Origin of the sequence: Candidatus Endomicrobiellum trichonymphae (assembly GCF_002355835.1) — a bacterium.
GTDB classification, from domain to species: domain Bacteria; phylum Elusimicrobiota; class Endomicrobiia; order Endomicrobiales; family Endomicrobiaceae; genus Endomicrobiellum; species Endomicrobiellum trichonymphae.
In genome coordinates, this window is sequence record NZ_AP017459.1 from 638,743 (window position 1) to 659,828 (window position 21,086).

The following is a 21,086-nucleotide window of genomic DNA, read 5'->3' on the forward strand; positions in this document are numbered from 1 at the left end:
ATTTTAACTTGAAATCTCTCATTAGCATAATCCTTTACTATCAATAAATAATAAGCGGTTTGCCAACTTTACTTTATTATGTGAATATTCAGTGTCAAAATTCATTCGATATGCCATGTTCAAGTTTTAAATCCGGATTTCCGTACATTCTATAATCCGGCTAATTCCAGTAAAGATATGTAAAGACAGGTGATCTCCATACTTTTCTCTATAATCTTTCCAATTGGAAAATTGAACTGTATATTAAATAGCATAATTTCTCATACTTTTATTTAAACTACATCCTGATAAATTTTCATTGTTAGAGAATATACGCTAAGATTTAAAAAGCTTTTATCAGCCATATTAAAAGCACTTTATGTATTTATTATTATCTTTCTGTTCATTTTTTAGAGTAGGAGATGACAACTGTCTGGGAACTCCATATTTACTTTCATAAATATTTCCGCTCAAAGATAACTTTGATTTCCCGAATATATCAAAAATGCCCGCTGAAAAAAGTATTCATACCCATCATAAACTTTGAATTTTCTCTGTCTCCACCACTTGAAATATTGAATTTGTCAGTTAAATAATAAGTATCATTAAAACAAGACTAAATGTATTAAAAGTCCCGTAAGACACTGAAACGTCAACAACCGGAGAGATTTCAGTTGCTTTTTTTGTTATAACGACGTTAGCACCTAATCCAAAAGCACCCGTTCCATAAGCTGCCACGCCCAAACCTCTTATAATTTCAACTCTTTCAATAATATTTTACCGGTATTGCTGTACGCCTACTCCTCTCCTATATCGTTAATTCTGCCCCGTCAACTGCTAACACCAAAGCCTACGAAGAGATGCGCCGCGTATTGAAATACTCGCATTTGCACCTGTTGTCCCGTTACTTTTAAAATCGATACCAACCTGATTTTGCAAAAGTTCGTCGAGTGTTTCAAAGTATCTCTCTTTCATAGTTTTCTGCGCAATAGCAATAACGTAATATTTGCAGGAAGTTTTTTATACCTCTCATCATACTTTGTTAAAGTTACAAAAATATCCTGCGCTAAAACAATATTCGCCGCAAAAGCAAGGTAAAATAGGACACTTAATATTTTTTCATTTCTCACTTTTTACCTCTTTCCGGTTTTACTCACCGGTATAACATATGGTCTATTTGAAATCGGGTTTGTTTTTACAACAACTGTCGTATTGTAAACTCTTTCAATATCTCTATAATTTAAAACTTCTTCAGCTGTTCCCTGCCTGCAAACCGAACCATTTTCTATTAAAACCAGTTTGCTGCAGAATTCGCCTGCCGCATTCAAATCATGCAAACTTAAGATTATCGTTTTATCACATTTTTCATTTAAATCTTTTAAAATCTCTAAAATATCATTCTGATTTCCTATATCCAAATGCGATGTAGGCTCATCAAAAACAATAATATCAGTTTCCTGGACTAAAACTTGAGCTATTAAAACTATTTGCTTTTCTCCTCCCGAAAGTTCGTTGATATTTTTCTCTGCAAAGTTTTTTATACACAAAAAGTTCATAACTTTTTTTATTGCAGCATAATCGTCATCTGACGGAATTTTAAACATATTCATATAAGGATATCTTCCAAACATAATAAATTCAGAGACGGTAAAAGATAATGAAGTATCTATGTGTTGAGGTAAAAAAGAAATTGTTTTTGCAAATTCTTTTCTTGAAAAAGAATTTATATTTCTACCATCTATAAACACATTTCCGGAATATGGTTTAATTAAATTACAAAGAACTCTTAATAAGGTGCTTTTGCCCGTACCGTTTTTTCCGATTATACCGAAAAAATCTTTTTTATCTATATCGCATGAAATATTTTTTAAAATTTCTTTATTTAAGTAGCCTGCTGAAATATTTTCTATTCTTATCACAATATTTGAGTCCTTTTCAAACTTGCCGTTTAGTTTGCGGTCAATACCGCTCTTTTTATTTTCTATCCGGTTTTAGAAGTAAACAAATAAAGAATAACCCGCCTATTATGCTTGTAATTACGCCGACGGGGATTAACACTGGCGAAAACAACATTCTGCTTAAAGTATCGCAAAGCGGTAAAAAAAACGCTCCGGCAAAAGCTGAAGCCGGTATCAAAATTACATTATTAGTCCCTGTAATTTTTCTCATTATATGCGGTATCATTAAACCGACAAAACCTATAACACCGCAAATTGAAACTGTTGCCGCCGTAACAAAGGATGCCGTAAGAAATAAAAACTTTATATTTCTTTCAATATTTATACCGAAAGTTTTTGACTTTTCACCGCCCAAAGACACAGCGTTGATAATATTTCCCGATAAAGACAAAATTATTATGCTTATAAGCACAACAACAGTAATAAACGGAAGCAATCTCTCATCAAAAGACGAAAAATTTCCCATAAGCCATAAAAAAGCAGTCTGCACACTGTTTTCAGTCGATAACGCAAACATAAGCATTACAGCAGATGAAAAAATATAACTCACAACTATGCCTGATAAAATCATTGCATTGGAATTAAATCTCTTCTGCATACTCAGTAAATACACAACCGATACTGAAACTATCATACCGGCAAAAGCGCAAAAAGGAATAAAAAAACTCCTTATAGCTGCAAGACCGGAAATAAAAGCTACCGATGTGCCCAAAGACGCTCCACCTGAAATGCCTAAAGTAAAGGGATCTGCCAGCGGATTTTTTAATATTGCCTGAAACACACAACCGCTTATAGCAAGCCCCGCGCCTACCATACAAGCCATAAAAATTCTCGGGAGACGTATCTGTTTTATCATTACGACAACATTCCCATCTGCGCCCTCAAATAATGCCTTTACAACATCAACAAATGATATTCCGTCTAAACCGATTGTTAAAGAAAATAAAAACACTACAAGAACCGATACCGGCATTAATATATAAACAAACAAAAACTTCTTATTTGCCATTAAAAGACATCCTCATAAATAACTTTTGCAAGTATTGCCACCCCTTTTACAAATGTCAGCGGCGTAGGCGTAAATATGTCACCGGCATAAATCATAATAACTTTACTATTTCTTACGGCTTTTATCATTTTATATTTGTTCCAGTTTCTTATTTCTTCACTGTTGATATCTACACCAGCATTTACAAGCACTATAATATCAGGGTTACGTTTAATAATATCTTCAATATTAACAGCAAGATATCGCATATCAGCATCTTTATACAAATTTACGGTTTTAGTATAGTAATTGTAATCGTTTACAAAACTCTGTTTCCCTGCCGTGTACAATGGTCTTGCTCCTATTTCCCAAAATACTTTTAACCTGTTAAGAGCATTTATTTTACCATAAACTTCTTCTATCGAATGCTTTGCAGCATTTATTATTTTTTCTGCTTCTTTTTTTCTGTCAAGTTTTTTTGCCAGATTATAATAATTAACGCATATCTCGTTAAAATTTTTTGCTGTTTCCACAACGTACACTTCAAAACCGAAACGCTTAAGTTGTTCAACCACCGCTTTACTGTTTCCTTCTTTAGTCGAAATAATTAAATCGGGATTAAGTAAAGCTATTTTTTCTATATCAGGTTCTAAAAGCGTACCTATAATTTCTTTTTCAGTCATTCCTTTAGAGCAATAAATTGTTATGCCTTTAACAAATTGTTCAACTCCGAGTTCATAGAGGCTTTCTGTAATTGACGGCGCCAGAGAAATAATACGCCTATATTCTTCAGTACAAGCAATATCTGCAAATAAAAATAGAAATGCGATAATATAAACAATTATTCTCATAAACAGTATACAACCAATCCCAGATATAATCCACTTAATTTTAAATATGTTTTTTTGTCGTTTCTGCATATTTAATGTCACAATAAGTAAGCGGCATTTCAAACTAACATATTAATATTCTATACCTCTTTGCGACTGTACTCCCTTTTTATAAGGGTGCTTAATCTCTTTCATTTCAGTAACTAAATCCGCAATATCAATCAACGACTGCGGAGCACCTCTGCCAGTTACTATTACATTTGATTTCTGTGATAACCGTTTTATAATATCAATAAATTCATTTTCATCAATGAATTTATCCCTTAATGCGATGTTAAATTCTTCCAAAACAATTAAATCATACTTTTCAGGAACATCGGCAAGGTCTCTCAATTTTTTCACAGCGGAACGGCATTGACTTACAACTTTATCAAGATTAACACCTTTAATACAGTCCGGATGTTCTTTTGCGAAGGGGAAAAAATCTAAATTGTCTAATTTAACTAAAATTTTCTGTTCTCCGTAAAAATTCTCGCCTTTAAACAATTGTATAAGGCAAACTCTAAATTCATACCCTAAAGAACGAATTATCTGCCCTACAGCAGAAGTTGTTTTTCCTTTGCCATTACCTGTATTTAAAATTATCATGAATACCCTCTTGATAAAATGTCCACTGTTTATGTGCAGTAAACAAGTTAATAATAGCTATGAATAAATCATTAAGTCGTACAGAAAGAACTAATCATGGTTATAGGACAAATATATTATTAGTCGTCTTATAAGTGGAATAAGACAGGGGGGGGTATAGGTTTTTTAACTTGCCTTTCAACTTATCGTACTTCTTTACTCTCTGCTAAAGCTTCAATTCCTGTTTTTCAATCCGCTCTGTCAGACTGGGATTTATTTTCATTGGCGGTTCTCAAGTTTTATGTCTACACTTTAAGGCTTTTTATAGTCTCAGTTTCTTCGTTAATTGTTTCCGTCTGCTTGGTTTATCTGATTTTCCTGCTGCGCTTAAGACAGTCCTTCACTGGCTTGTAAAATAAAAACGACATACTGCAAATAAAGATAATAGCTGTGTTTTCTGCTTCGTTTATATTTTATTCATCATCCTTGCTTTTATACTAAAATTATACTTGTTTGCACACATTATTTATATATCCGCATCATTTTATACTTAGAGTCACTGTAGTTTCATTTTCTTTTGCGGCGGTTTCCTTTGTTTAAGCATCATCTATATATATGTTACAAATGAGCCCTCAACTTCTCGGGTTATTTCAATTTTTCTTTTTCTTCCTTTGTCTCCTTTTTTCATGCGTATACCCTAACTTTTTTAGCATTTATAACTTATCCGCAACAACGGGCAGTTTTTTATTGATAAGTTTGCAAGCAGATTGATATATTTTTTTTGTATATTTTATAATTATTGCGTATATTCTAACACATTATTCCCCGGCGGATTATCTTTTTCATCCGTATAATCTAGACCTTGATTTTAATTTTATGTTACAAATTCAAATAATACAAGTAATAGCAGTCATATAAAAGACCTTGTTTGACACCCAAAAGACAAAAGATAAATATTGAATTATTAAATGTATTTTGTCAAGTTTTCCTATAATACAAACAAAAAAGGAGAATAACAGCTTATTAACTTTTTTGAGTTCAATTTGACATTTATTATAATTGTTATAAATAGTGTTGTTGTATATAGAGCATCTATTAGCAAAACATATGTGAATTTCTATACAGGGCAATGAAAACGAAAAAAATTAGCTTTAGTAGTTATGTCGCGTGTTGTTTTATTGCGTTTATTCATTTAAATTCGATTGTGAAAGGGCTAAACAGAGATGTAAATACTACAGAGCATACTATTAACCAGACAAGAGAGGGGTGGGGGGGGGGTAACTCTGGTCAGAGTTGGGAAATATCCCTTGCAGGGGATGGTCAGGCTATGGTCCTGCTTATCTTGATTGCAGAGACAAAGCAACATATAAACAATTAAAAAATGCAACTTCTTGCTTTTTTCGAGGTTTTCAAATTTCCCCACTTACATATAGAGCATAGCTTGATGTAAGTCGTCTTTATAAGCTAAAATACTGCCTGTAGAAAAAACGAGAAACAATAAAAACTTACTTAGCAACTTTTGCTAATTTAGGTGTATCTTTAAACAGTTCTGCTACAGCGCCGATTGAAGCGGTAACTCCGGATGTTTCTAAAGGCATGAAAATTTTTGTCGCCTGCCCGTCGGCAACCTTACCAAGCGCTTCAAGGTATTTGATAGCAATAAGATCATTAGTCGGCTTGCCTTCGTGTATTGCGTTATAAACTACTTCAATTTTATATTTTTCGGCTTCTGCAACTTTTCTTATTGCTTCAGCTTCGCCAGTAGCTTCCAAAATCTGTTTCTCTTTTACAGCTTCTGCATCAAGAATAATTGCTTGTTTTGCGCCTTCCGCTTTAAGAATTGCAGCTTGTCGTAAACCCTCTGCTTCCAGAATATTTGCTCTTTTCTCTCTTTCAGCTTTCATCTGTTTTGACATAGCATCAGTTATATCTCTGGGAGGATCAATTTTTTGTATTTCGACTCTTGTAACTTTTACGCCCCATTTATCTGTAGCTTCATCCATTACAACTCTCAGCTGAGTGTTAATTTTCTCTCTTGATGTGAGAGTACTGTCCAATTCCATATCACCGATTACATTTCTCAAATTTGTTTGCGCAAGTTTTAAAGCGGCAATTGCAAAATTCTCAATATTATAAACAACTTTTACAGGATCTGTAACCTGAAAATAAACAATTGCATCTACAACCACAGAAACATTGTCTTTTGTAATAACGCTTTGCGGCGGAACGTCAATAACACGTTCTCTCATATCAACTCTCAGAATTCTCTGAAATATCGGAATAATAATATTTGCACCAGAGTCTTTTGTGCCTGTATATTTACCTAAAGTTTCAACAAGCCCCTTTTCGTACTGCCTTATTATTTTTACTGAATTTGCTATAAAAATAACTGCAAAAGCTACAATTGCCAAAATAAGCACTGCCATTATGACCTCCACTTTTACTTCTCTGTTACAATTTTCTTAACAAAATAAAAATAAATCTTTGTAAATTATTAAATTATCAAGAAATAGTATTTATCCGCATCATTTTCTAACCGTAAGAGTCGTTCCATCAATATTTTTTATTTTTACTATTTCACCTGTTTCAAGTTCCAGATCGGATTCGGCCCTCCATATTTCGCCTGAAACTTTTACAAGTCCGGTTTTTAAAGGCGTTATTTTTTCAGTGACTACCGCTGTTGCTCCTATAAGTACATCAATATTTGAATTTACAGTTTCAGATTTGCTCATCACTCTTTTAAATATCGGTCTTATAAGGTACAGGGATAAGATGGAAACAACTATAAAAATAATAAATTCAATCCAGCTTGAAAAATTAAAATAAGCCGACGCTGCCGCAAAGACAGAACCTGTGGCAAGACAGGTAAAGAAAAAAACCGATGAAGTTAATATTTCAAAAATTATAAGAACAGCCGCAATTATAAGCCACGTAATCCAAATCATATTATCCTCCAACGCTTAACTGGCCAATATAAGAACAGTGCCTTGCCCTTTATATATTTATCAGACAGGGGCCCCCAAAAACGTGAATCAAAAGAAAAATCTCTATTGTCACCCATCATCATATAATGTCCCTCTGGAACGACTACAGGTCCAAAATTATCTCTTATAAAAAACGTAGAAATTAAAGTAAATTTACCTTTTTCCCAAGCTTTTTGATATTCTTTCCGAGTATTAAATAAATTGAATTTCTGAAAAATCGCATAGTCGCCAAAAGTTGCATATGTATCATTTATAAATATATTATTTATATACAATTTTTTATCTTTTATTTCAACTTTATCGCCTGCCACGGCCACGCATCTTTTTATATAATCTTTTTTTATTCCTGACTCTCTTTCGGAAATTGTCAAAGCTTCAGGAGGACACTGGAAAATAACAATATCGCCGCGTCTTACTTTTTTTAAAGCTGCATACTTCTTTCCGTTAGAAGTAAACGGAATGCGGAACCCGTAAATAAATTTATTTGCAAAAAGGTGGTCGCCTTCTAAAAGAGTTTCTCTCATACTGCCTGACGGAATTTTGAAAGCCTGTATAAAGAAAAACATAATAAAAGACGCTATTATAAGAGCGGTCCATCCCGTATCAAGCCATGAATAGACTTTTTTAAAAAGTCTTTGCGATAGCGATGTTTTAAAATATTTTTTTACGGCAAGCATAAACATAGCTGTAAAAAAAAGAACGCAGCCTATAAGAAAAAGTCTCAGTTCCATATAATTATAATCCTCTTAAGTAAAACAGCAAACAAACCGGTGGGCAGACGGCACAGATCGCCGCAATGCCTGTATCTACACACACACGTCCTTCGATTGCTACCCGTCTATTTTCAATACTGCAATAAAAGCTTCTGGCGGTATATCCACTTTACCGAACCGTCTCATTTTGCGTTTACCTTCTTTTTGTTTCTCAAGAAGTTTGCGTTTCCTTGTTATGTCGCCGCCGTAACATTTTGCAAGAACGTCTTTGCGTACTACCGATATGGTTTCTCTGGCAATTATTTTATTATTTACTTTTGCCTGTATGGGAACTTCAAACATATGCCTAGGGATAATATCTCTTAATTTTTCAGTGAGATAATGCGCAATGGACTGTGCTTTATCTTTATGAGTTATAACGGTAAAAGCGTCGACAACTTCTGCATTTATCATAATTTCAAGTTTGACTAAATCCCCAAGTTGCGGATTAATATGCACATAATCAAAAGAAGCGTACCCTTTTGAAGCCGATTTTAAAGCATCATAAAAACCGATAATAATTTCCGCAAGTGGTATATGATACTTCAATATCACAATTTTAGTGTTCATATATTTCATCAGCATCTGCTTTCCTCTTCTTTTCCGGCATAAATCAAGTATAGAACCCAGATAATCTACGGGACAGACTATCGTTGCTTCAACGTAAGGCTCCCAAATTTCTTCAATATCTGAACTATTAAGAAATTTTGCAGGATTGTCTATTTTGACAAATTTATCTTTAGACTTTGCTTTGTATATAACATTCGGAGCCGTAACCAATATGTTTAAACCAAACTCTCTTTCGAGTCTTTCTTTAACTATCTCTAAATGCAGAGATCCCAAGAATCCGCACCTGAATCCAAAACCCAAAGCAACCGAAGTTTCAGGAAAATAAACAAGTGAAGAATCCGAAAGTTTTAATTTTCCCAAAGCCGTTTTTAAACCGTCATACTCAGAGGTCATGTTAGGATAAAGTCCCGCAAAAACAAAAGGATTTATTTCTTTATATCCTTTATGTGGATGTCTTGTTGGATTTTCGCTTTCGGTAATCGTATCGCCGATTTTTATGTTGTGTATATCTTTTATTCTAGCAACCACATATCCGACTTCGCCTGATGAAAGTTCGTCGGATTCAATCATTTTCATTTTTATATATCCGACTTCAAGCACTTCATATTCTGCATCAGACACCATAAATTTCACTTTCATGCCTTTCCTTATTTTTCCTGCAAAAACTCTTATAATGACTATAACGCCGCGATAAGAATCGTAGAATGAATCAAAAACTAAAGCCGACAGCGGATCCTCTTTTACAACTTTTGCCGGAGGAACATTTGCGATTACGGAGTCAACTATCTCTCTTATGCCTAAGCCCTCTTTTGCACTTGCAAGTATGGGGTCTGCGTCAACTTCAAGTCCCTCTTTCATCTGCTCGTATGCACTATTTGCATCGGCAGTAGGCAAATCTATTTTATTTATAACCGGTATGATTTTAAGTTTTGCGTTTCTTGCAAGCATAGTATTTGCGAGTGTCTGGGCTTCTACGCCCTGTGTTGCGTCAATTACCAAAATTGCACCCTCGCATGCGGCAAGAGATCTTGAGACCTCATAAGTAAAATCCACATGACCGGGAGTGTCAATCAGATTAAGTATATACTTTACGCCGTTCTTGTCTGTATAATCCATTCTTACAACTTTGGCTTTTATGGTTATTCCTCTTTCTCTTTCAAGTTCCATATCGTCAAGAATCTGATCTTTCATTTCCCTGCGGGAAATTGTCCCAGTATATTCAAGAAGCCTGTCAGCAAGCGTACTTTTCCCATGATCTATATGTGCTATAATGCAAAAGTTTCTTATATTAGACATCTTTTTTTTCCTTAAACGCGGTTTGCTCGCCGGAGAGTTTTTCCTTTTATTAAAATATGACTAAAAAAACAACAGTGCGGATCAGTACTCAAACTGAGTTTGTCCAAAATAACGACAAAAGATAAAAAGATAATAACAATTTGGAAATATTTCCCCTTTTTTCTTTAAGAGATGAGAAAAGATATTTTTATTGCATTTGAATAGTACTTATAATTTTTGAGATTGAATCTCTATCACCGCAATTTAAAATTTCTTCTGCAATTCTTTGGACATTTCCAAAAGAAATATTTCTTATAACTCTTTTAATTTTTGGAATCTGTGCCGACGCTACGCTGAATTCATCAAGTCCTAATCCCAAAAGAACAGGTGTATAATACGGATCTCCTGCCATTTCACCACACATACCTACGGCTATTCCAGCTTTATGACTTTCATCTATAATTCGCTTAATAAACCTTAAAATTGTGGGATGCAGCGGATCATAGAGACTTGCAACGTTTTCATTTACTCTGTCAACGGCAAGCGTATACTGTATCAAATCATTGGTTCCTATTGAAACAAAATCAACTTCTTTGGCTATAGCCTCGATTATCATAGCAGCGGACGGCACTTCTATCATTGAACCTACTTCTATTTTTTCATCAAATTTTATATGTTCTTTCTTTAAATCTTGTTTTACTTTTTCAAGAATTCTATTGGCTTCATGGAGTTCCTCAAGTGTCGATATCATAGGGTACATAAGTTTGATTTTCCCATAAGCCGACGCTTTAAGAACAGCTCTTAACTGATCGACAAAAATATCGGGATATTTAAGACAGAGTCTTATAGCTCTTAGACCTAAAAAAGGATTTTCTTCATGTTTCATACTTAAAAGACCCATTCTTGTAAGCTTATCACCACCCAAATCAATAGTCCTTATAATGGTAGGATAAGGCGATATTGCTTCCGCAACCTTGAAGTATTCTTCAAAATGATCTTTTTCAGACGGCATAGTCTTGCGATTAAAATACATAAATTCCGTTCTGTAAAGACCTATGCCCATTGCCCCGCTGTCTAATACCGACTGTACTTCGTCAGGATTGTCAATATTTGCAAAAATTAAAACTTTATGACTATCGATTGTTTCAGCTGGCAAATCTTTTAGCTTTTCAAGTTCTTTTCTTTTTGCAAACTGCATATCGCATTCTTTTTTGTATTTCGTTAAAATTTCCGCCGACGGATTTAAAATAATTTCGCCTTTATTTCCGTCGACAATTATAGTATCACCGGTTTTTGCTTGCGAGGATATTACTTTTAACCCTGCAACAGCTGGAATCGCAAGTCCCTGCGCAACAATTGCGGTATGCGAAGTTTTTCCACCGATGTCTGTAGCAAAACCTTTAACTAATTTTTCTTTTATCGCAACGGTATCAGCAGGAGCTAAGTTATGGGAGACAACTATCGAATCTTCGTTTGAACTCGCAAGAGTTGTCCTTTGTTTTCCGAGAAGATTCCTGAGAACTTTTTTTCCTATATCTTGAATATCAAGTATTCTTTCCTTAAAATAATCATCTTTTATGGTTTCAAAAGAACGGACAATTTTATCTATAACCATAAAAACGGAATATTCTGCGTTAACGCCCTCGTCTATAAACTTATCAACATCTTTTCTTATTGACGGATCATCTAAAATTAAAAGATAAACATTAGTTATCTGAGCGTAATTTTTACCGAGAATGCCGTTAATTTTATCATGAGTTATTTTAAGTTCAGCTTTAGTTTTTTCAATAGCATCATTTAGACGTTTTTTTTCGTCTTTCCTTTCATTTTGAGGTATTTCCTTGTGAACAAGGCAAAAATCATCATTTTCAAAAAGAAAAGCCTTTCCAATGGCAATTCCCGGTGATGCTGCAACACCTTTGATGATAATATCTTTATCAGGCATTTTCTCTCCTATTCGCCAAACTTGGATTTAAACAAGTTTTCAATCGCACTTAAAACTTCGTTTTCGTCAAGGCCGTCAGCAACAAAATTTAATTTACTTCCTTGTCCCGCAGTCAAAGTCATTACACCCATAATGCTTTTTGCATCAACTTCAAAACCATCCTTTAAAATTTTAACACTAGAATGATATTCATTTATAATCTGCACAAGCATAGCTGCAGGTCTTGCGTGTAACCCCATTTTATTTAAAACAACAATGATTTTTTCTTTCATTTTTTATAAATCCTAGATAGACATTACGCGATACACGTTAATATTGTGGCATAAAACAAAAAAGTCGGACTGAATTTCTTCGGCACAAAAATTGAAAGTACAAGTACAATGCCATATATAAACACAATATTTATGGTGATTTTGGGTAATATGCTGTTTGCTGCGGGTCCAAATCCAAAAACTTTCAAGTATAAAAATAATGCGGCAGCAGAAATTATAAATTTGCTGACGTTTCCCATCTTCCATAAAAGCTTAAAATCAAATTTTGATAACCTGACAATACTTTCTCTGTCAAATATAAGACCCACAAACATAAGCCGGTATCTTACAAAAATATGTACAGCATTATAGAGAAAAATAAACAATAAAGGAACTAAAACGTTATATGCTCCAAACCAACTATCAGATGTTTTTAAAAAGATTAACATAAATACGCTTATAAGCGCCGCTAAAGGTCTTAATGTTCCCCCAAAAAAAGAATCGCCTATTGCAGCTAAAGGCCCCTCCATTGCACTTTTAACCGCACTTATGTCAGAAACTTTTTCATTACTACTGCCTTTGGCCATTTTTTGCTCCAAGTTTGCTATAATTGCAATTATCAAATTAGCCATATAAGGATGTGTGTTAAAATATTCCGTATGTCTTAAAAGTGCTTTTTTTCTTTCGTCTTTATTTAAATAAATTTTATATAAAAAAGGTTTTAATATGAATAAAAATCCAATGTTTTGCATTCTTTCATAATTCCATAATGCTTGTATGAAAAAAGCCCTTATAAACATTTTGAAATATATTTTAATCATCTCTATGCCTCAAAAACGGAGTTTTTACATTCCTGAAGTTATGTATAACCATTCCGAAACCGGATACAGGCAGCAAATACCAAGCTTTTTTAAAACACTCAAGAACAAGTTCAGAAAACTGCAAATAGATATTTGCATATATCCATCCACCTATAATCATTGCAAATATATAAAACAAAAATGCTCTTGAGACAAAAAAGAACAAACCTGAAGCTATTCCAAAATTTATCCGTCCATCTTTTCCGTTTTGTATTCCTTTCTCTACCCAATGCATTATTTTAACATTAAAGTTTCTTCCCCATACGTCTATCCATCTATATAAATACGCAAATGGAACGGCTAAAATCAAACCCCATATTGCAGCTTCATGCAAACCCATAAAATATTTACAAACCCAAAAAGTAGATAAAATGCTTATTGAGGAAATATCTATAGGCACAGCTACGCCCATAGGTATTGCATCTATCCAGATCATTTCGACTATCATTCCTATCCAAAGAGCTGTGCCAATATCATCCATAAGAAAGCCTATAAGAGAAGCGCAGAATATCGGGCTACAAATCATAAACTGTCCAAACCCTATTATATCCACAGTACATAAAGCTGCAATAAATGCAAGAAAAATGACATTTTCCGACATAATTATCCATTTATAATCGTTTTAAAATAAAACTTTTTAAGTTTTCCGGGACAGCTGATAAATTTTTTTAATCCAATCGAAGTTTCCATCTTAACAGTAACTGTGCATATAAAAAATAATTTTTATTTTACCGCCTATGCATTGATCTATATTCTTTTTCTATTAGAGGCATAATATCTTTTTTCTCATCTTCAGGAAGGATTCGTCCTTCTATTTCAACAGATTTAATATGTATTTTGTGTAGACTTTCCACATCGTTATCGTTTACGCAGAGATTGCGTAAAAGCTGTCTTTTCCCGCTTATAAAATGCATTCCGCCGACATTTACAGATTTAAAGTCCGCTCCGGCTTCTATCATATATAATATGTCAGAGGGACTTACCGCCAAAATCATAACTCTTTCTTTGTCGTATTGTCCGTTTGTAATTCCGTTTGTCGCATTTTTAAGATTTTTTATATCAAGTTTTATATTGTCTGGCACAGCCATAGTCATAAGCATTTGCTGCATAGTATCCAAAGTCACTATATCTGAAACAACTAATATGATATTAACATCTAATATTTTCAGCCACCCCTGCACTATTTGTCCGTGCACTAACCTGTCATCTATTCTCACCAAAACTATAGGCATTATTATTGTTCCTCGCTTTATTCAATAAATCGAAGTTTACAACCTTACACTGGTACGGCACAATAAAGAGCAATTGAAAAAATACATTATTTTATTTTATTAAATAACATTTTTTTTACATTTATTATACTTTTCTGTCCGTCAAGCAAGACTTTTTCCGCCAGATCTGAAACAGTTTTTGTATTTTTGCTTAAAAATATCGCGGATAATACCATTGGAAGATTGACGCCGGAAAGAATCTCCGTATTAAGAGATCTACACGTCGAAGCAGAGGCACTGCACGGACTCCCTCCAATCATGTCAGTAAGTATCAGAATTCCGTCTTCATCATTTATGCTTTTTAAAAGATTATTTATTCTATTTTGCATCTGTACTAGACTATCGTTGTCACTTTTTTTAACAACATAGAGATTAGACTGTTTTCCGGCAACAACTTCTGCGGAGTTTACAAGTTCCTGTGCCAATTTGCCGTGTGCCGAGACAACGACTTTAATCATCTTTCGGATTCTCCTATCCAAGTTTATGGTTTTAACGAATATTTATCGCTTTAAACCTCTAAGTGAGCAGTGTATTTTCATAGCTTCTTTGTAAGTCGTCACAACACAGTCAGTCGTTATTTCGTAAGCATGATTTTCTATCGTTTTAAATTGATCTGAAAGTTTAGAGTTTTTCACTCGACAAAACATGCGCCATAAAGATCAAAAATCTGGAGGAAGACGCAAAATACTTAGGTAGTCTACCTACTATTTCATCTTATCAAACATCAGTTATCATGCCGCAAAATATCCCTATGATTGAGTTTCACTTTATATTTTTTGCTCTTTAAAAATCCGGCAAGTTTCTCAGCTGTAAAAACTGATCTGTGCTGTCCTCCCGTACATCCTATCGCTATAGTCAGATGACTTTTGCTTTCTTTAATATATCCTGGAAGAGTTGTTTCTATGAGTTTTGAGAATATATTAAAGAAAACACTGAATTCTTTTTGCTTTTCTATATATTTTCTAACAGCTTCATCTCTGCCAGTTTTAAATTTCAATCCATGAACATAATTGGGATTTGTTATAAAACGCACATCATAAACTATGTCGGCATCATTTGGCAGTCCGTATTTATACCCAAAAGAAAGAATTGAAGTATTTAAGTATTGTTTTCCGGACTGGCAGATGTCTGCAAGCATTGAGATTACTTTTTTTAATTCTCCTATCGTGAGGTCTGAAGTATCTATAATTTCATCCGCAACAGTAAAAATCCTATCCATAATTTTTCTTTCAAGTTTTATTCCTTCAGACACTGATTTGCCCAAAGGATGACGGCGACGAGTTTCCGAATACCGTCTGAGCAGAACAGAATCAGTAGCATTAAAAAAAATAATTTTATAGCCGATATTTTTCTTTTTGAAAACAATAAGCAGATCTTTAAAAGATGTAAGCGATTTTCCAGCACGTGAATCTACGCTTATTGCCACATTTTTGTATCTGATGGAATCTTTAAGGCATATATCGATAAAATCAGCGACTATTTGAATAGGTATATTATCAACACAGACGAAACCGAAATCCTCAAAAATTTTTAGAGCCTGACTCTTTCCAGCGCCCGACATTCCAGAAATTATATACAATTTTATCATAGAATGTTTCTGCTTATCTCCTTTTGTAGTCTACCTCTTAAATCCATAACCGTAGAATAATCCCTTGCTTTTAAGCCTTGGGTTTAAACTTGCTGTTTCAACAATCCCAGCGATATTCCTCTGCCGGGGACTATCGGAATTGTAATTTCAGGAACTTTTACACTCAAAAATTCAGCATAATATTCGTTAATTCCCAGTCTCTCGTATTTCTTTAAGGGATCCCATTCCTCAAGTTTTATTACGAGTTCTAGAACGTTTCCTATATCGAAAAGATCTTTTACATTTATTATCCCAATGCCTCGTTTTTTACAATTTCCATGCTGCTTCCCACTAAAGTTTGCCCGGAACATTCCCTTATGTTTATGATATCATCGGCGACAAGCTTATGTCCTCTTTTACAAGTTCAAGAGCACATTCTGACTTGCCTATTCAAGTTTTCCATCTAAATACGCTTATAAACAAAGAGAAACTTAATTCCGTTCTCAAAAGTGGAATGTCAAGATCAGTAAAAACTTTCATCATTGCATCAGTCGGTTCAAGTCCTTTTGTTAAAATACAGCATACAGCATTTTTGTGAGAAAATATCTTATTTAACATTTTCACCTGAACGTCATAATCCATATGCTTTAACGCTTGTTCCTATAATCTGCATACGCTCGTATGGGAAATGTCCAAAAAATCCGGTAAGCGCAAGACCCGGTCTGTTGATAGAAGTTCAAGTTTAAAATATCCGCTCTTCTCTTTAAGAAGCGTATTTACATCTATAGTGGACATTAACAAGTATCCTCTTGCTCTATTATTTTTACAACTTCTTCCGCTGCTACGGCATCTTTTATAGCCTGCCTTAAAAATTTGTCCTTAAAGAGTCTTGAAATTTTTGACAGCGCTTTCAGATGCTGCCCCGCCACTTCAACAGGTCCGACCAAAAGGAAAATTATATGAACTAGTTCTCCGTCAAGAGAATTAAATTCTATACCCTTATGCGAAGTACCAAGCACGCCCATATGTTCCTGCAAAACATTGGTTTTTCCATGAGGTATTGCAACACCTTGTCCAATTCCTGTAGAACCGAGTTTTTCTCGTTCCCAAATAATGCTAATGATCTCGTCTGTTTTTTTGACTTTTTTTGTTTTTTTTAAAGTTTCTACAAGTTCGATGATTGCTGATTTTTTATCTGTCGACTTCATATCTATAATTATTGCATCCTTACTCAAAAAATCCATAATTTTCATTTCTTTTACCTCTCTCATATCCCATTATTTACGTTTCATTTTGATCTAAAAGAATTTAAGAAACTTTTATCTTTTGAATCTTCCATAATATCGCAAAAAAATGCTTTTTCAATGCTGTGTTTTTTATTTCTTAAAACTTTTAATCTGTCTGTTTTTTTCAGTGGATAAAATCACATGCATCCACGCATTGTCACCGTTATAGAGTTTGCTGACTTTTACAGTTTTTTCAGATATAGGAGCCAATTGAATCAGACAGTTTTAGATATCTTACCGTAATATTAATCTGCATTCTTTTCTCCTCTATTGCAAAATGATACTACCCCCCCCCTACCCCATTATGGGAATATACAAAATTTACTCTGATTATTACAATTCAGTTAATCTCTGAATTACAATAATTCCAAAACCGGTCATTGTCGTTTATTCTTTTTCTAGTTATGCTGTTTTAAGACTGTTGATAATTCTGATTTTCAAAACGCGGGTTAAATAATATACAATCACATCTTGAAATTATCGCCTAGATACACTTTTCTGGCTTTGGGATTCTCAAGCAACTCTTTTGCACTTCCTTCAAACATAATTTTCCCTTCATGAATTATATACACTCTGTCAATAATTTCGAGAGTTTCTCTGACGTTGTGATCTGTTATAAGAATACCGAGACCTTTTTCTTTTAACTTTTTAGTAACTTTCTGCACGTCATAAGTCGTTATCGGGTCAATTCCGATGAATGGTTCATCTAAAAGCAAAAATTTTGGATTTGTTATCAAAGCTCTTGCAATCTCAAGTCTTCTTTTCTCTCCGCCAGACAGTGTGATGCTTAATTGTTTGCACTGTTTTGTTAGTCCGAAATCCTCAAGCATCAAATTGACTTTTTCTTTCTGTTCAGCTTTTGAAACGGGAAGCATCTGGGCTATGGACATAAGATTATCTTCAACAGTAAGTCCTCTAAATATTGACGATTCTTGGGAAAGATATCCAATTCCGGCTCTCGCTCTCTTATACATAGGCCAGTTCGTTATTTCTGTATCGTCAAGATAAACACTACCGTCATAAGGCTTTATGATCCCGACCATCATATAAAAAGTTGTGGTTTTTCCTGCGCCGTTAGGACCGAGCAACCCTATAATTTCGCCTTGTCTTACGCTTATGTTTACACCGTTTACAATCGTTCTGTGTTTGTATCTTTTGAATAAATCTTTGGTTCTAAGTATCATTTTGTTTTATCTTCCATTTCAATTTTTCCTGCGACTCCTCCGTTCATGATTATTTTTTTATTGTCAGAGGCAATATTAAAGATCATTTCATCTGCCTCGTAAAATCCTTTTCTATCGTCATAAGAAATATGAGCAATTGGTCTTTTTTTATATTTTTGAAAGATTGCATTGAGAGTTTTCCCGTTAAAAACGGCATTATCTGAATAAACCGTACCTGATGAAGTCTCAATTATGACGTTATCATAAGCACTTAAAGTTTCCAGATTCCTGTCAATATAAATTTTCTGTGCATGTAAAATAATAGGTAGAGTTAAACTCGAATTCTGCGCAAAATATTTAGCTACGGTATTATCTCCCCAGAATTTCCCTTTTTTGTCATTTATATAATAATTTGCAAAATTCCCGCACACTTCAAACCGTTCGCCACTTTGCATTTTTGACAGCAATATAACATTATCAAACGCTGAAAGAATAGAATTTTTTTTATCATAAATCATTTTAGAAGCTGTCATAACATTTCCATCTGTAACAACTTTTGAATTGCCTTTTAGAATCGTAATTTCTCCGGCTTTTCTTACCTCCATTTCCTTTCCCGTTATAAGAGTTTTTCCAGAAATACCGCCGGCAAAAGAAATAACGGTAAATATAAAAACAATAAATAATGCAATGTTTAATTTAATCAATTAAAATCCTTTGGTTTTTAATAACTATCTTATCTAATTTTGTATCGGACCTAAAACTTGTACCGCATACAGTTCCGCTCGGTCTTGTAATCTTAACGTTATTATTACTGTAAATCAGTTCTTCTTTTGCATTATATATTAAACTCTCAGTCTGGAGATATTCATTGTTTGCGCTGTTTACGGTACACTTACCATTGCCTTTAATATCGTAAGTATCCATATTTATATCGGCACTTTCAGCAACAAAAGTTGAAATATAACTGCCTTTGTCATAAAACTTTATTACGGGGAGTTTTAAATGAGCGATATTTTCGCTTTCATTTACAATGGCAGACTCCGCTTTTAAAATCATTTCCAATTCCCCTTCATGTGTTTCCGTTATTGTAAACTCTTCTATAATCTGTTCAGCTATGGGCAGAGTTTCCTCAATAGCAGTTTTTTTCGCGCTGCAAATAAAAAACCTAAAAACAGAAAGAAAAAGAATTATAATCATTAAAAACCATATAACATATCTTTTAGAAAAATTCATAACGGTTCCCATTTTATAAGTCATGTCGATATATATCTGTTCAAAGATTTTTTCCACTTGCCTTTTGCTTTCACAATAAGTTCTATTACTTCCCTTACAACGCCTTTCCCGCCGCTGAGAACTGAAACATAATCAACATATTTTTTTACTTCTTCACAGGCATCTATAGGACATACTGAAAGTCCTGCCACCCTTAATACCGGTATATCTATTATATCGTCGCCTATATATGCCGCTTCGGACGTTTTAAAACCGTTTTCTTTTAATATTCTTTCCAAAGCCACCACTTTGCTTGTACAGTTTTGGACAAGATAATCAATGCTCATATCCTTTGCGTGTTTTTCGACCTGAAAAGACCGCCTGCCCGTTATCCATGCGGTTTTTATTTCCGGAGACATTTTTAAAAGTTCATTATATCCCATTCCATCTCTAACATTCCATATTTTTATCTCTTCGCCACTGTTTAACAATATTATTTCACCGCGCGTTAAAACACCATCGATGTCACAAGCCAAAAGTTTAATGTTTTTTGCTCTTTTTATAATATCTTTTTTATTTTTCATTTAACGGTTTTAAAATCAAAAATATGCTAGAAAACTGTTCAGTCAGTATTTTTTTTAACTTCTAAATTTCATTTTAGCACATTGTCTATAACTTTTATATATTCAAGTATCTGTTTAAAATATTTTAAGTTGACGCTGTTTGAGCCGTCGGAAAGAGCTCTATCGGGATTCTCATGAACTTCCAAAAATAATGCGGCGATCCCTATCGCTGCCGTCGCTTTTGAAAGAGGCAAAATAAACTCTCTATTCCCGCCGATACGTGTTCTATGTCCGCCGAGGATCTGAACACTGTGCGTAGCATCAAAGATAACCGGATATCCCGATTGTTTCATTATTTCCAAGATCCTGAAATCTACAACAAAATTGTGGTATCCAAAAGAGCTCCTCTCTCGGTAAGGGATAAATTTTTACTACCAAATTTTTCGGCTTTTTTAACGACGCTAAACATACCTTCTCAGGAGCCAGAAACTGTCCTTTTTTTATATTGATAGGTTTGCTCGTAAATCACCTTTATGGTATTCATTTGGACCGAAAACATTGAAAAATTTTATACCGGTAGCTTTATTGAAATAATTGTTATTCAAAAGCCACAAATCAAACATATGCAACATATGCTTTGAAAAACTGTACATATTTAAAGGGATAAAATTTTTATTTTCGATATGTCGTCGTGTCATAGTCGTATTTTTTGTTTCCATACGTTGCAGCGGATGAAGCGTAGATAAAAGGAAATCCAAGTTTAAAAGCCCAGAGGAAAAGAACTTTAGAATATTCATAATTGTTTTTTATATAATGATTGGCATTTGAAAAAATTGTCGAGCTGCATGCACCAAGATGTACAATGGCTTGGGGTTATAAAACCCGCACCGCCGGTTAGTACTATCATAAAAACCCCTTACATTTCCGAGTATATATTGTATAAAAGATACTTTTATCTGTCAATTTATTCATGGGTTTTAGACAGGCGGCAATGAACTGTAAAAA

General features: G+C 34.0%; 29 protein-coding genes. All 29 read right to left on the reverse strand.

Translation table 11 applies throughout. The features are described 5' to 3' along the window. Positions 1-567: 567 nt before the first annotated feature. Positions 568-717 (reverse strand): hypothetical protein, encoded by a 150-nt coding sequence (locus tag RSTT_RS06155; protein WP_172412842.1) that lies wholly within the window; start codon positions 715-717, stop codon positions 568-570. Between the two features lie 99 nt (positions 718-816). After that, the gene (locus tag RSTT_RS03190; RefSeq protein WP_096525650.1) at positions 817-954 is read right to left on the reverse strand and encodes a hypothetical protein; all 138 of its coding nucleotides are present in this window, start codon (positions 952-954) and stop codon (positions 817-819) included. Further along, the gene (locus tag RSTT_RS06160; RefSeq protein ID WP_172412843.1) at positions 951-1,109 is read right to left on the reverse strand and encodes a hypothetical protein; all 159 of its coding nucleotides are present in this window, start codon (positions 1,107-1,109) and stop codon (positions 951-953) included. Before RSTT_RS06160 ends, RSTT_RS03190 begins: the two co-directional genes overlap by 4 nt. Before the next feature lie 3 nt (positions 1,110-1,112). Continuing rightward, positions 1,113-1,898, reverse strand: a complete 786-nt coding sequence (locus tag RSTT_RS03195; RefSeq protein ID WP_172412844.1) for an ABC transporter ATP-binding protein — start codon at positions 1,896-1,898, stop codon at positions 1,113-1,115. A gap of 55 nt (positions 1,899-1,953) precedes the next feature. Continuing rightward, on the reverse strand, positions 1,954-2,946 hold the full coding sequence (locus tag RSTT_RS03200) for a FecCD family ABC transporter permease (protein ID WP_015423455.1): 993 nt from the start codon (positions 2,944-2,946) through the stop codon (positions 1,954-1,956). Next, positions 2,946-3,776: an ABC transporter substrate-binding protein gene (locus RSTT_RS03205; protein WP_172412845.1), complete on the reverse strand. Its 831-nt coding sequence runs from the start codon at positions 3,774-3,776 to the stop codon at positions 2,946-2,948. Before RSTT_RS03205 ends, RSTT_RS03200 begins: the two co-directional genes overlap by 1 nt. A gap of 111 nt (positions 3,777-3,887) precedes the next feature. Beyond that, a complete protein-coding gene (locus tag RSTT_RS03210; RefSeq protein WP_096525653.1) occupies positions 3,888-4,403 on the reverse strand; it encodes a cob(I)yrinic acid a,c-diamide adenosyltransferase in 516 nt (171 codons plus the stop codon). Between the two features lie 1,484 nt (positions 4,404-5,887). Continuing rightward, complete coding sequence (locus tag RSTT_RS03220) at positions 5,888-6,808, reverse strand: SPFH domain-containing protein (RefSeq protein WP_015423452.1); 921 nt, start codon at positions 6,806-6,808, stop codon at positions 5,888-5,890. 99 nt (positions 6,809-6,907) lie between these two features. Then, complete coding sequence (locus tag RSTT_RS03225; RefSeq protein WP_096525655.1) at positions 6,908-7,327, reverse strand: NfeD family protein; 420 nt, start codon at positions 7,325-7,327, stop codon at positions 6,908-6,910. Further along, positions 7,324-8,097: a signal peptidase I gene (gene lepB, locus RSTT_RS03230; RefSeq protein ID WP_197701967.1), complete on the reverse strand. Its 774-nt coding sequence runs from the start codon at positions 8,095-8,097 to the stop codon at positions 7,324-7,326. The genes RSTT_RS03225 and lepB overlap by 4 nt, the downstream gene beginning before the upstream one ends. A gap of 99 nt (positions 8,098-8,196) precedes the next feature. After that, positions 8,197-9,984 (reverse strand): translation elongation factor 4, encoded by a 1,788-nt coding sequence (lepA, locus tag RSTT_RS03235; protein ID WP_015423449.1) that lies wholly within the window; start codon positions 9,982-9,984, stop codon positions 8,197-8,199. A gap of 187 nt (positions 9,985-10,171) precedes the next feature. Then, the gene (gene ptsP, locus RSTT_RS03240; protein ID WP_096525656.1) at positions 10,172-11,908 is read right to left on the reverse strand and encodes a phosphoenolpyruvate--protein phosphotransferase; all 1,737 of its coding nucleotides are present in this window, start codon (positions 11,906-11,908) and stop codon (positions 10,172-10,174) included. A gap of 8 nt (positions 11,909-11,916) precedes the next feature. Continuing rightward, positions 11,917-12,180, reverse strand: a complete 264-nt coding sequence (locus RSTT_RS03245; RefSeq protein WP_096525657.1) for an HPr family phosphocarrier protein — start codon at positions 12,178-12,180, stop codon at positions 11,917-11,919. Between the two features lie 23 nt (positions 12,181-12,203). Beyond that, on the reverse strand, positions 12,204-12,980 hold the full coding sequence (locus tag RSTT_RS03250; RefSeq protein ID WP_096525658.1) for a PTS system mannose/fructose/sorbose family transporter subunit IID: 777 nt from the start codon (positions 12,978-12,980) through the stop codon (positions 12,204-12,206). Then, positions 12,973-13,620, reverse strand: a complete 648-nt coding sequence (locus RSTT_RS03255) for a PTS sugar transporter subunit IIC (RefSeq protein ID WP_015423445.1) — start codon at positions 13,618-13,620, stop codon at positions 12,973-12,975. Before RSTT_RS03255 ends, RSTT_RS03250 begins: the two co-directional genes overlap by 8 nt. 127 nt (positions 13,621-13,747) lie before the next feature. Further along, complete coding sequence (locus tag RSTT_RS03260; RefSeq protein ID WP_096525659.1) at positions 13,748-14,251, reverse strand: PTS sugar transporter subunit IIB; 504 nt, start codon at positions 14,249-14,251, stop codon at positions 13,748-13,750. An 86-nt stretch (positions 14,252-14,337) separates the two neighbouring features. Next, on the reverse strand, positions 14,338-14,748 hold the full coding sequence (locus RSTT_RS03265) for a PTS sugar transporter subunit IIA (RefSeq protein WP_015423443.1): 411 nt from the start codon (positions 14,746-14,748) through the stop codon (positions 14,338-14,340). 266 nt (positions 14,749-15,014) lie between these two features. Beyond that, entirely contained in the window at positions 15,015-15,878 is an 864-nt protein-coding gene (gene rapZ, locus RSTT_RS03270) for an RNase adapter RapZ (RefSeq protein WP_096525660.1), read from the reverse strand. A gap of 83 nt (positions 15,879-15,961) precedes the next feature. After that, positions 15,962-16,228 (reverse strand): phosphoenolpyruvate carboxykinase (ATP), encoded by a 267-nt coding sequence (locus tag RSTT_RS03275; RefSeq protein ID WP_096525661.1) that lies wholly within the window; start codon positions 16,226-16,228, stop codon positions 15,962-15,964. Positions 16,229-16,307: 79 nt separating this feature from the next. Beyond that, the gene (locus tag RSTT_RS03280; protein WP_096525662.1) at positions 16,308-16,499 is read right to left on the reverse strand and encodes a hypothetical protein; all 192 of its coding nucleotides are present in this window, start codon (positions 16,497-16,499) and stop codon (positions 16,308-16,310) included. Continuing rightward, a complete protein-coding gene (locus tag RSTT_RS06960; RefSeq protein ID WP_096526016.1) occupies positions 16,489-16,587 on the reverse strand; it encodes a hypothetical protein in 99 nt (32 codons plus the stop codon). The genes RSTT_RS03280 and RSTT_RS06960 overlap by 11 nt, the downstream gene beginning before the upstream one ends. Positions 16,588-16,651: 64 nt before the next feature. Next, complete coding sequence (locus RSTT_RS03290) at positions 16,652-17,110, reverse strand: PTS sugar transporter subunit IIA (protein ID WP_015423441.1); 459 nt, start codon at positions 17,108-17,110, stop codon at positions 16,652-16,654. A gap of 497 nt (positions 17,111-17,607) precedes the next feature. Then, entirely contained in the window at positions 17,608-18,327 is a 720-nt protein-coding gene (gene lptB, locus RSTT_RS03295) for an LPS export ABC transporter ATP-binding protein (protein WP_096525663.1), read from the reverse strand. Further along, on the reverse strand, positions 18,324-19,010 hold the full coding sequence (locus tag RSTT_RS03300) for a hypothetical protein (RefSeq protein WP_096525664.1): 687 nt from the start codon (positions 19,008-19,010) through the stop codon (positions 18,324-18,326). The genes lptB and RSTT_RS03300 overlap by 4 nt, the downstream gene beginning before the upstream one ends. Further along, positions 19,003-19,596: an LPS export ABC transporter periplasmic protein LptC gene (lptC, locus tag RSTT_RS03305; RefSeq protein WP_096525665.1), complete on the reverse strand. Its 594-nt coding sequence runs from the start codon at positions 19,594-19,596 to the stop codon at positions 19,003-19,005. The genes RSTT_RS03300 and lptC overlap by 8 nt, the downstream gene beginning before the upstream one ends. After that, positions 19,560-20,102, reverse strand: coding sequence for a KdsC family phosphatase (locus RSTT_RS03310; RefSeq protein ID WP_015423437.1), 543 nt, complete (start codon positions 20,100-20,102; stop codon positions 19,560-19,562). Before RSTT_RS03310 ends, lptC begins: the two co-directional genes overlap by 37 nt. A 68-nt stretch (positions 20,103-20,170) precedes the next feature. Further along, positions 20,171-20,503: a DAHP synthetase I family protein gene (locus RSTT_RS03315; RefSeq protein ID WP_269457774.1), complete on the reverse strand. Its 333-nt coding sequence runs from the start codon at positions 20,501-20,503 to the stop codon at positions 20,171-20,173. A 78-nt stretch (positions 20,504-20,581) separates the two neighbouring features. Beyond that, complete coding sequence (locus RSTT_RS03320; RefSeq protein WP_096525667.1) at positions 20,582-20,800, reverse strand: hypothetical protein; 219 nt, start codon at positions 20,798-20,800, stop codon at positions 20,582-20,584. After that, positions 20,754-20,945: an NAD-dependent epimerase/dehydratase family protein gene (locus tag RSTT_RS07075; RefSeq protein ID WP_149030062.1), complete on the reverse strand. Its 192-nt coding sequence runs from the start codon at positions 20,943-20,945 to the stop codon at positions 20,754-20,756. Before RSTT_RS07075 ends, RSTT_RS03320 begins: the two co-directional genes overlap by 47 nt. Positions 20,946-21,086 lie beyond the last annotated feature (141 nt).

Coding starts and splice junctions, on each gene's coding strand:
- RSTT_RS03200 (WP_015423455.1), bottom strand. CDS start 2,946: ATGGCAAATAAGAAGTTTTTGTTTGTTTATATATTAATGCCGGTATCG.
- RSTT_RS03210 (WP_096525653.1), bottom strand. CDS start 4,403: ATGATAATTTTAAATACAGGTAATGGCAAAGGAAAAACAACTTCTGCT.
- RSTT_RS03280 (WP_096525662.1), bottom strand. CDS start 16,499: ATGGATTATGACGTTCAGGTGAAAATGTTAAATAAGATATTTTCTCAC.
- RSTT_RS03205 (WP_172412845.1), bottom strand. CDS start 3,776: ATGAGAATAATTGTTTATATTATCGCATTTCTATTTTTATTTGCAGAT.
- RSTT_RS03255 (WP_015423445.1), bottom strand. CDS start 13,620: ATGTCGGAAAATGTCATTTTTCTTGCATTTATTGCAGCTTTATGTACT.
- RSTT_RS03260 (WP_096525659.1), bottom strand. CDS start 14,251: ATGCCTATAGTTTTGGTGAGAATAGATGACAGGTTAGTGCACGGACAA.
- RSTT_RS03275 (WP_096525661.1), bottom strand. CDS start 16,228: ATGTTCCGGGCAAACTTTAGTGGGAAGCAGCATGGAAATTGTAAAAAA.
- lepB (WP_197701967.1), bottom strand. CDS start 8,097: ATGGAACTGAGACTTTTTCTTATAGGCTGCGTTCTTTTTTTTACAGCT.
- RSTT_RS03310 (WP_015423437.1), bottom strand. CDS start 20,102: ATGAAAAATAAAAAAGATATTATAAAAAGAGCAAAAAACATTAAACTT.
- RSTT_RS03250 (WP_096525658.1), bottom strand. CDS start 12,980: ATGATTAAAATATATTTCAAAATGTTTATAAGGGCTTTTTTCATACAA.
- lepA (WP_015423449.1), bottom strand. CDS start 9,984: ATGTCTAATATAAGAAACTTTTGCATTATAGCACATATAGATCATGGG.
- RSTT_RS03190 (WP_096525650.1), bottom strand. CDS start 954: ATGAAAGAGAGATACTTTGAAACACTCGACGAACTTTTGCAAAATCAG.
- lptB (WP_096525663.1), bottom strand. CDS start 18,327: ATGATACTTAGAACCAAAGATTTATTCAAAAGATACAAACACAGAACG.
- RSTT_RS03245 (WP_096525657.1), bottom strand. CDS start 12,180: ATGAAAGAAAAAATCATTGTTGTTTTAAATAAAATGGGGTTACACGCA.
- RSTT_RS03320 (WP_096525667.1), bottom strand. CDS start 20,800: ATGGAAACAAAAAATACGACTATGACACGACGACATATCGAAAATAAA.
- ptsP (WP_096525656.1), bottom strand. CDS start 11,908: ATGCCTGATAAAGATATTATCATCAAAGGTGTTGCAGCATCACCGGGA.
- RSTT_RS03265 (WP_015423443.1), bottom strand. CDS start 14,748: ATGATTAAAGTCGTTGTCTCGGCACACGGCAAATTGGCACAGGAACTT.
- rapZ (WP_096525660.1), bottom strand. CDS start 15,878: ATGATAAAATTGTATATAATTTCTGGAATGTCGGGCGCTGGAAAGAGT.
- RSTT_RS03220 (WP_015423452.1), bottom strand. CDS start 6,808: ATGGCAGTGCTTATTTTGGCAATTGTAGCTTTTGCAGTTATTTTTATA.
- RSTT_RS03225 (WP_096525655.1), bottom strand. CDS start 7,327: ATGATTTGGATTACGTGGCTTATAATTGCGGCTGTTCTTATAATTTTT.
- RSTT_RS03290 (WP_015423441.1), bottom strand. CDS start 17,110: ATGAAAATTATGGATTTTTTGAGTAAGGATGCAATAATTATAGATATG.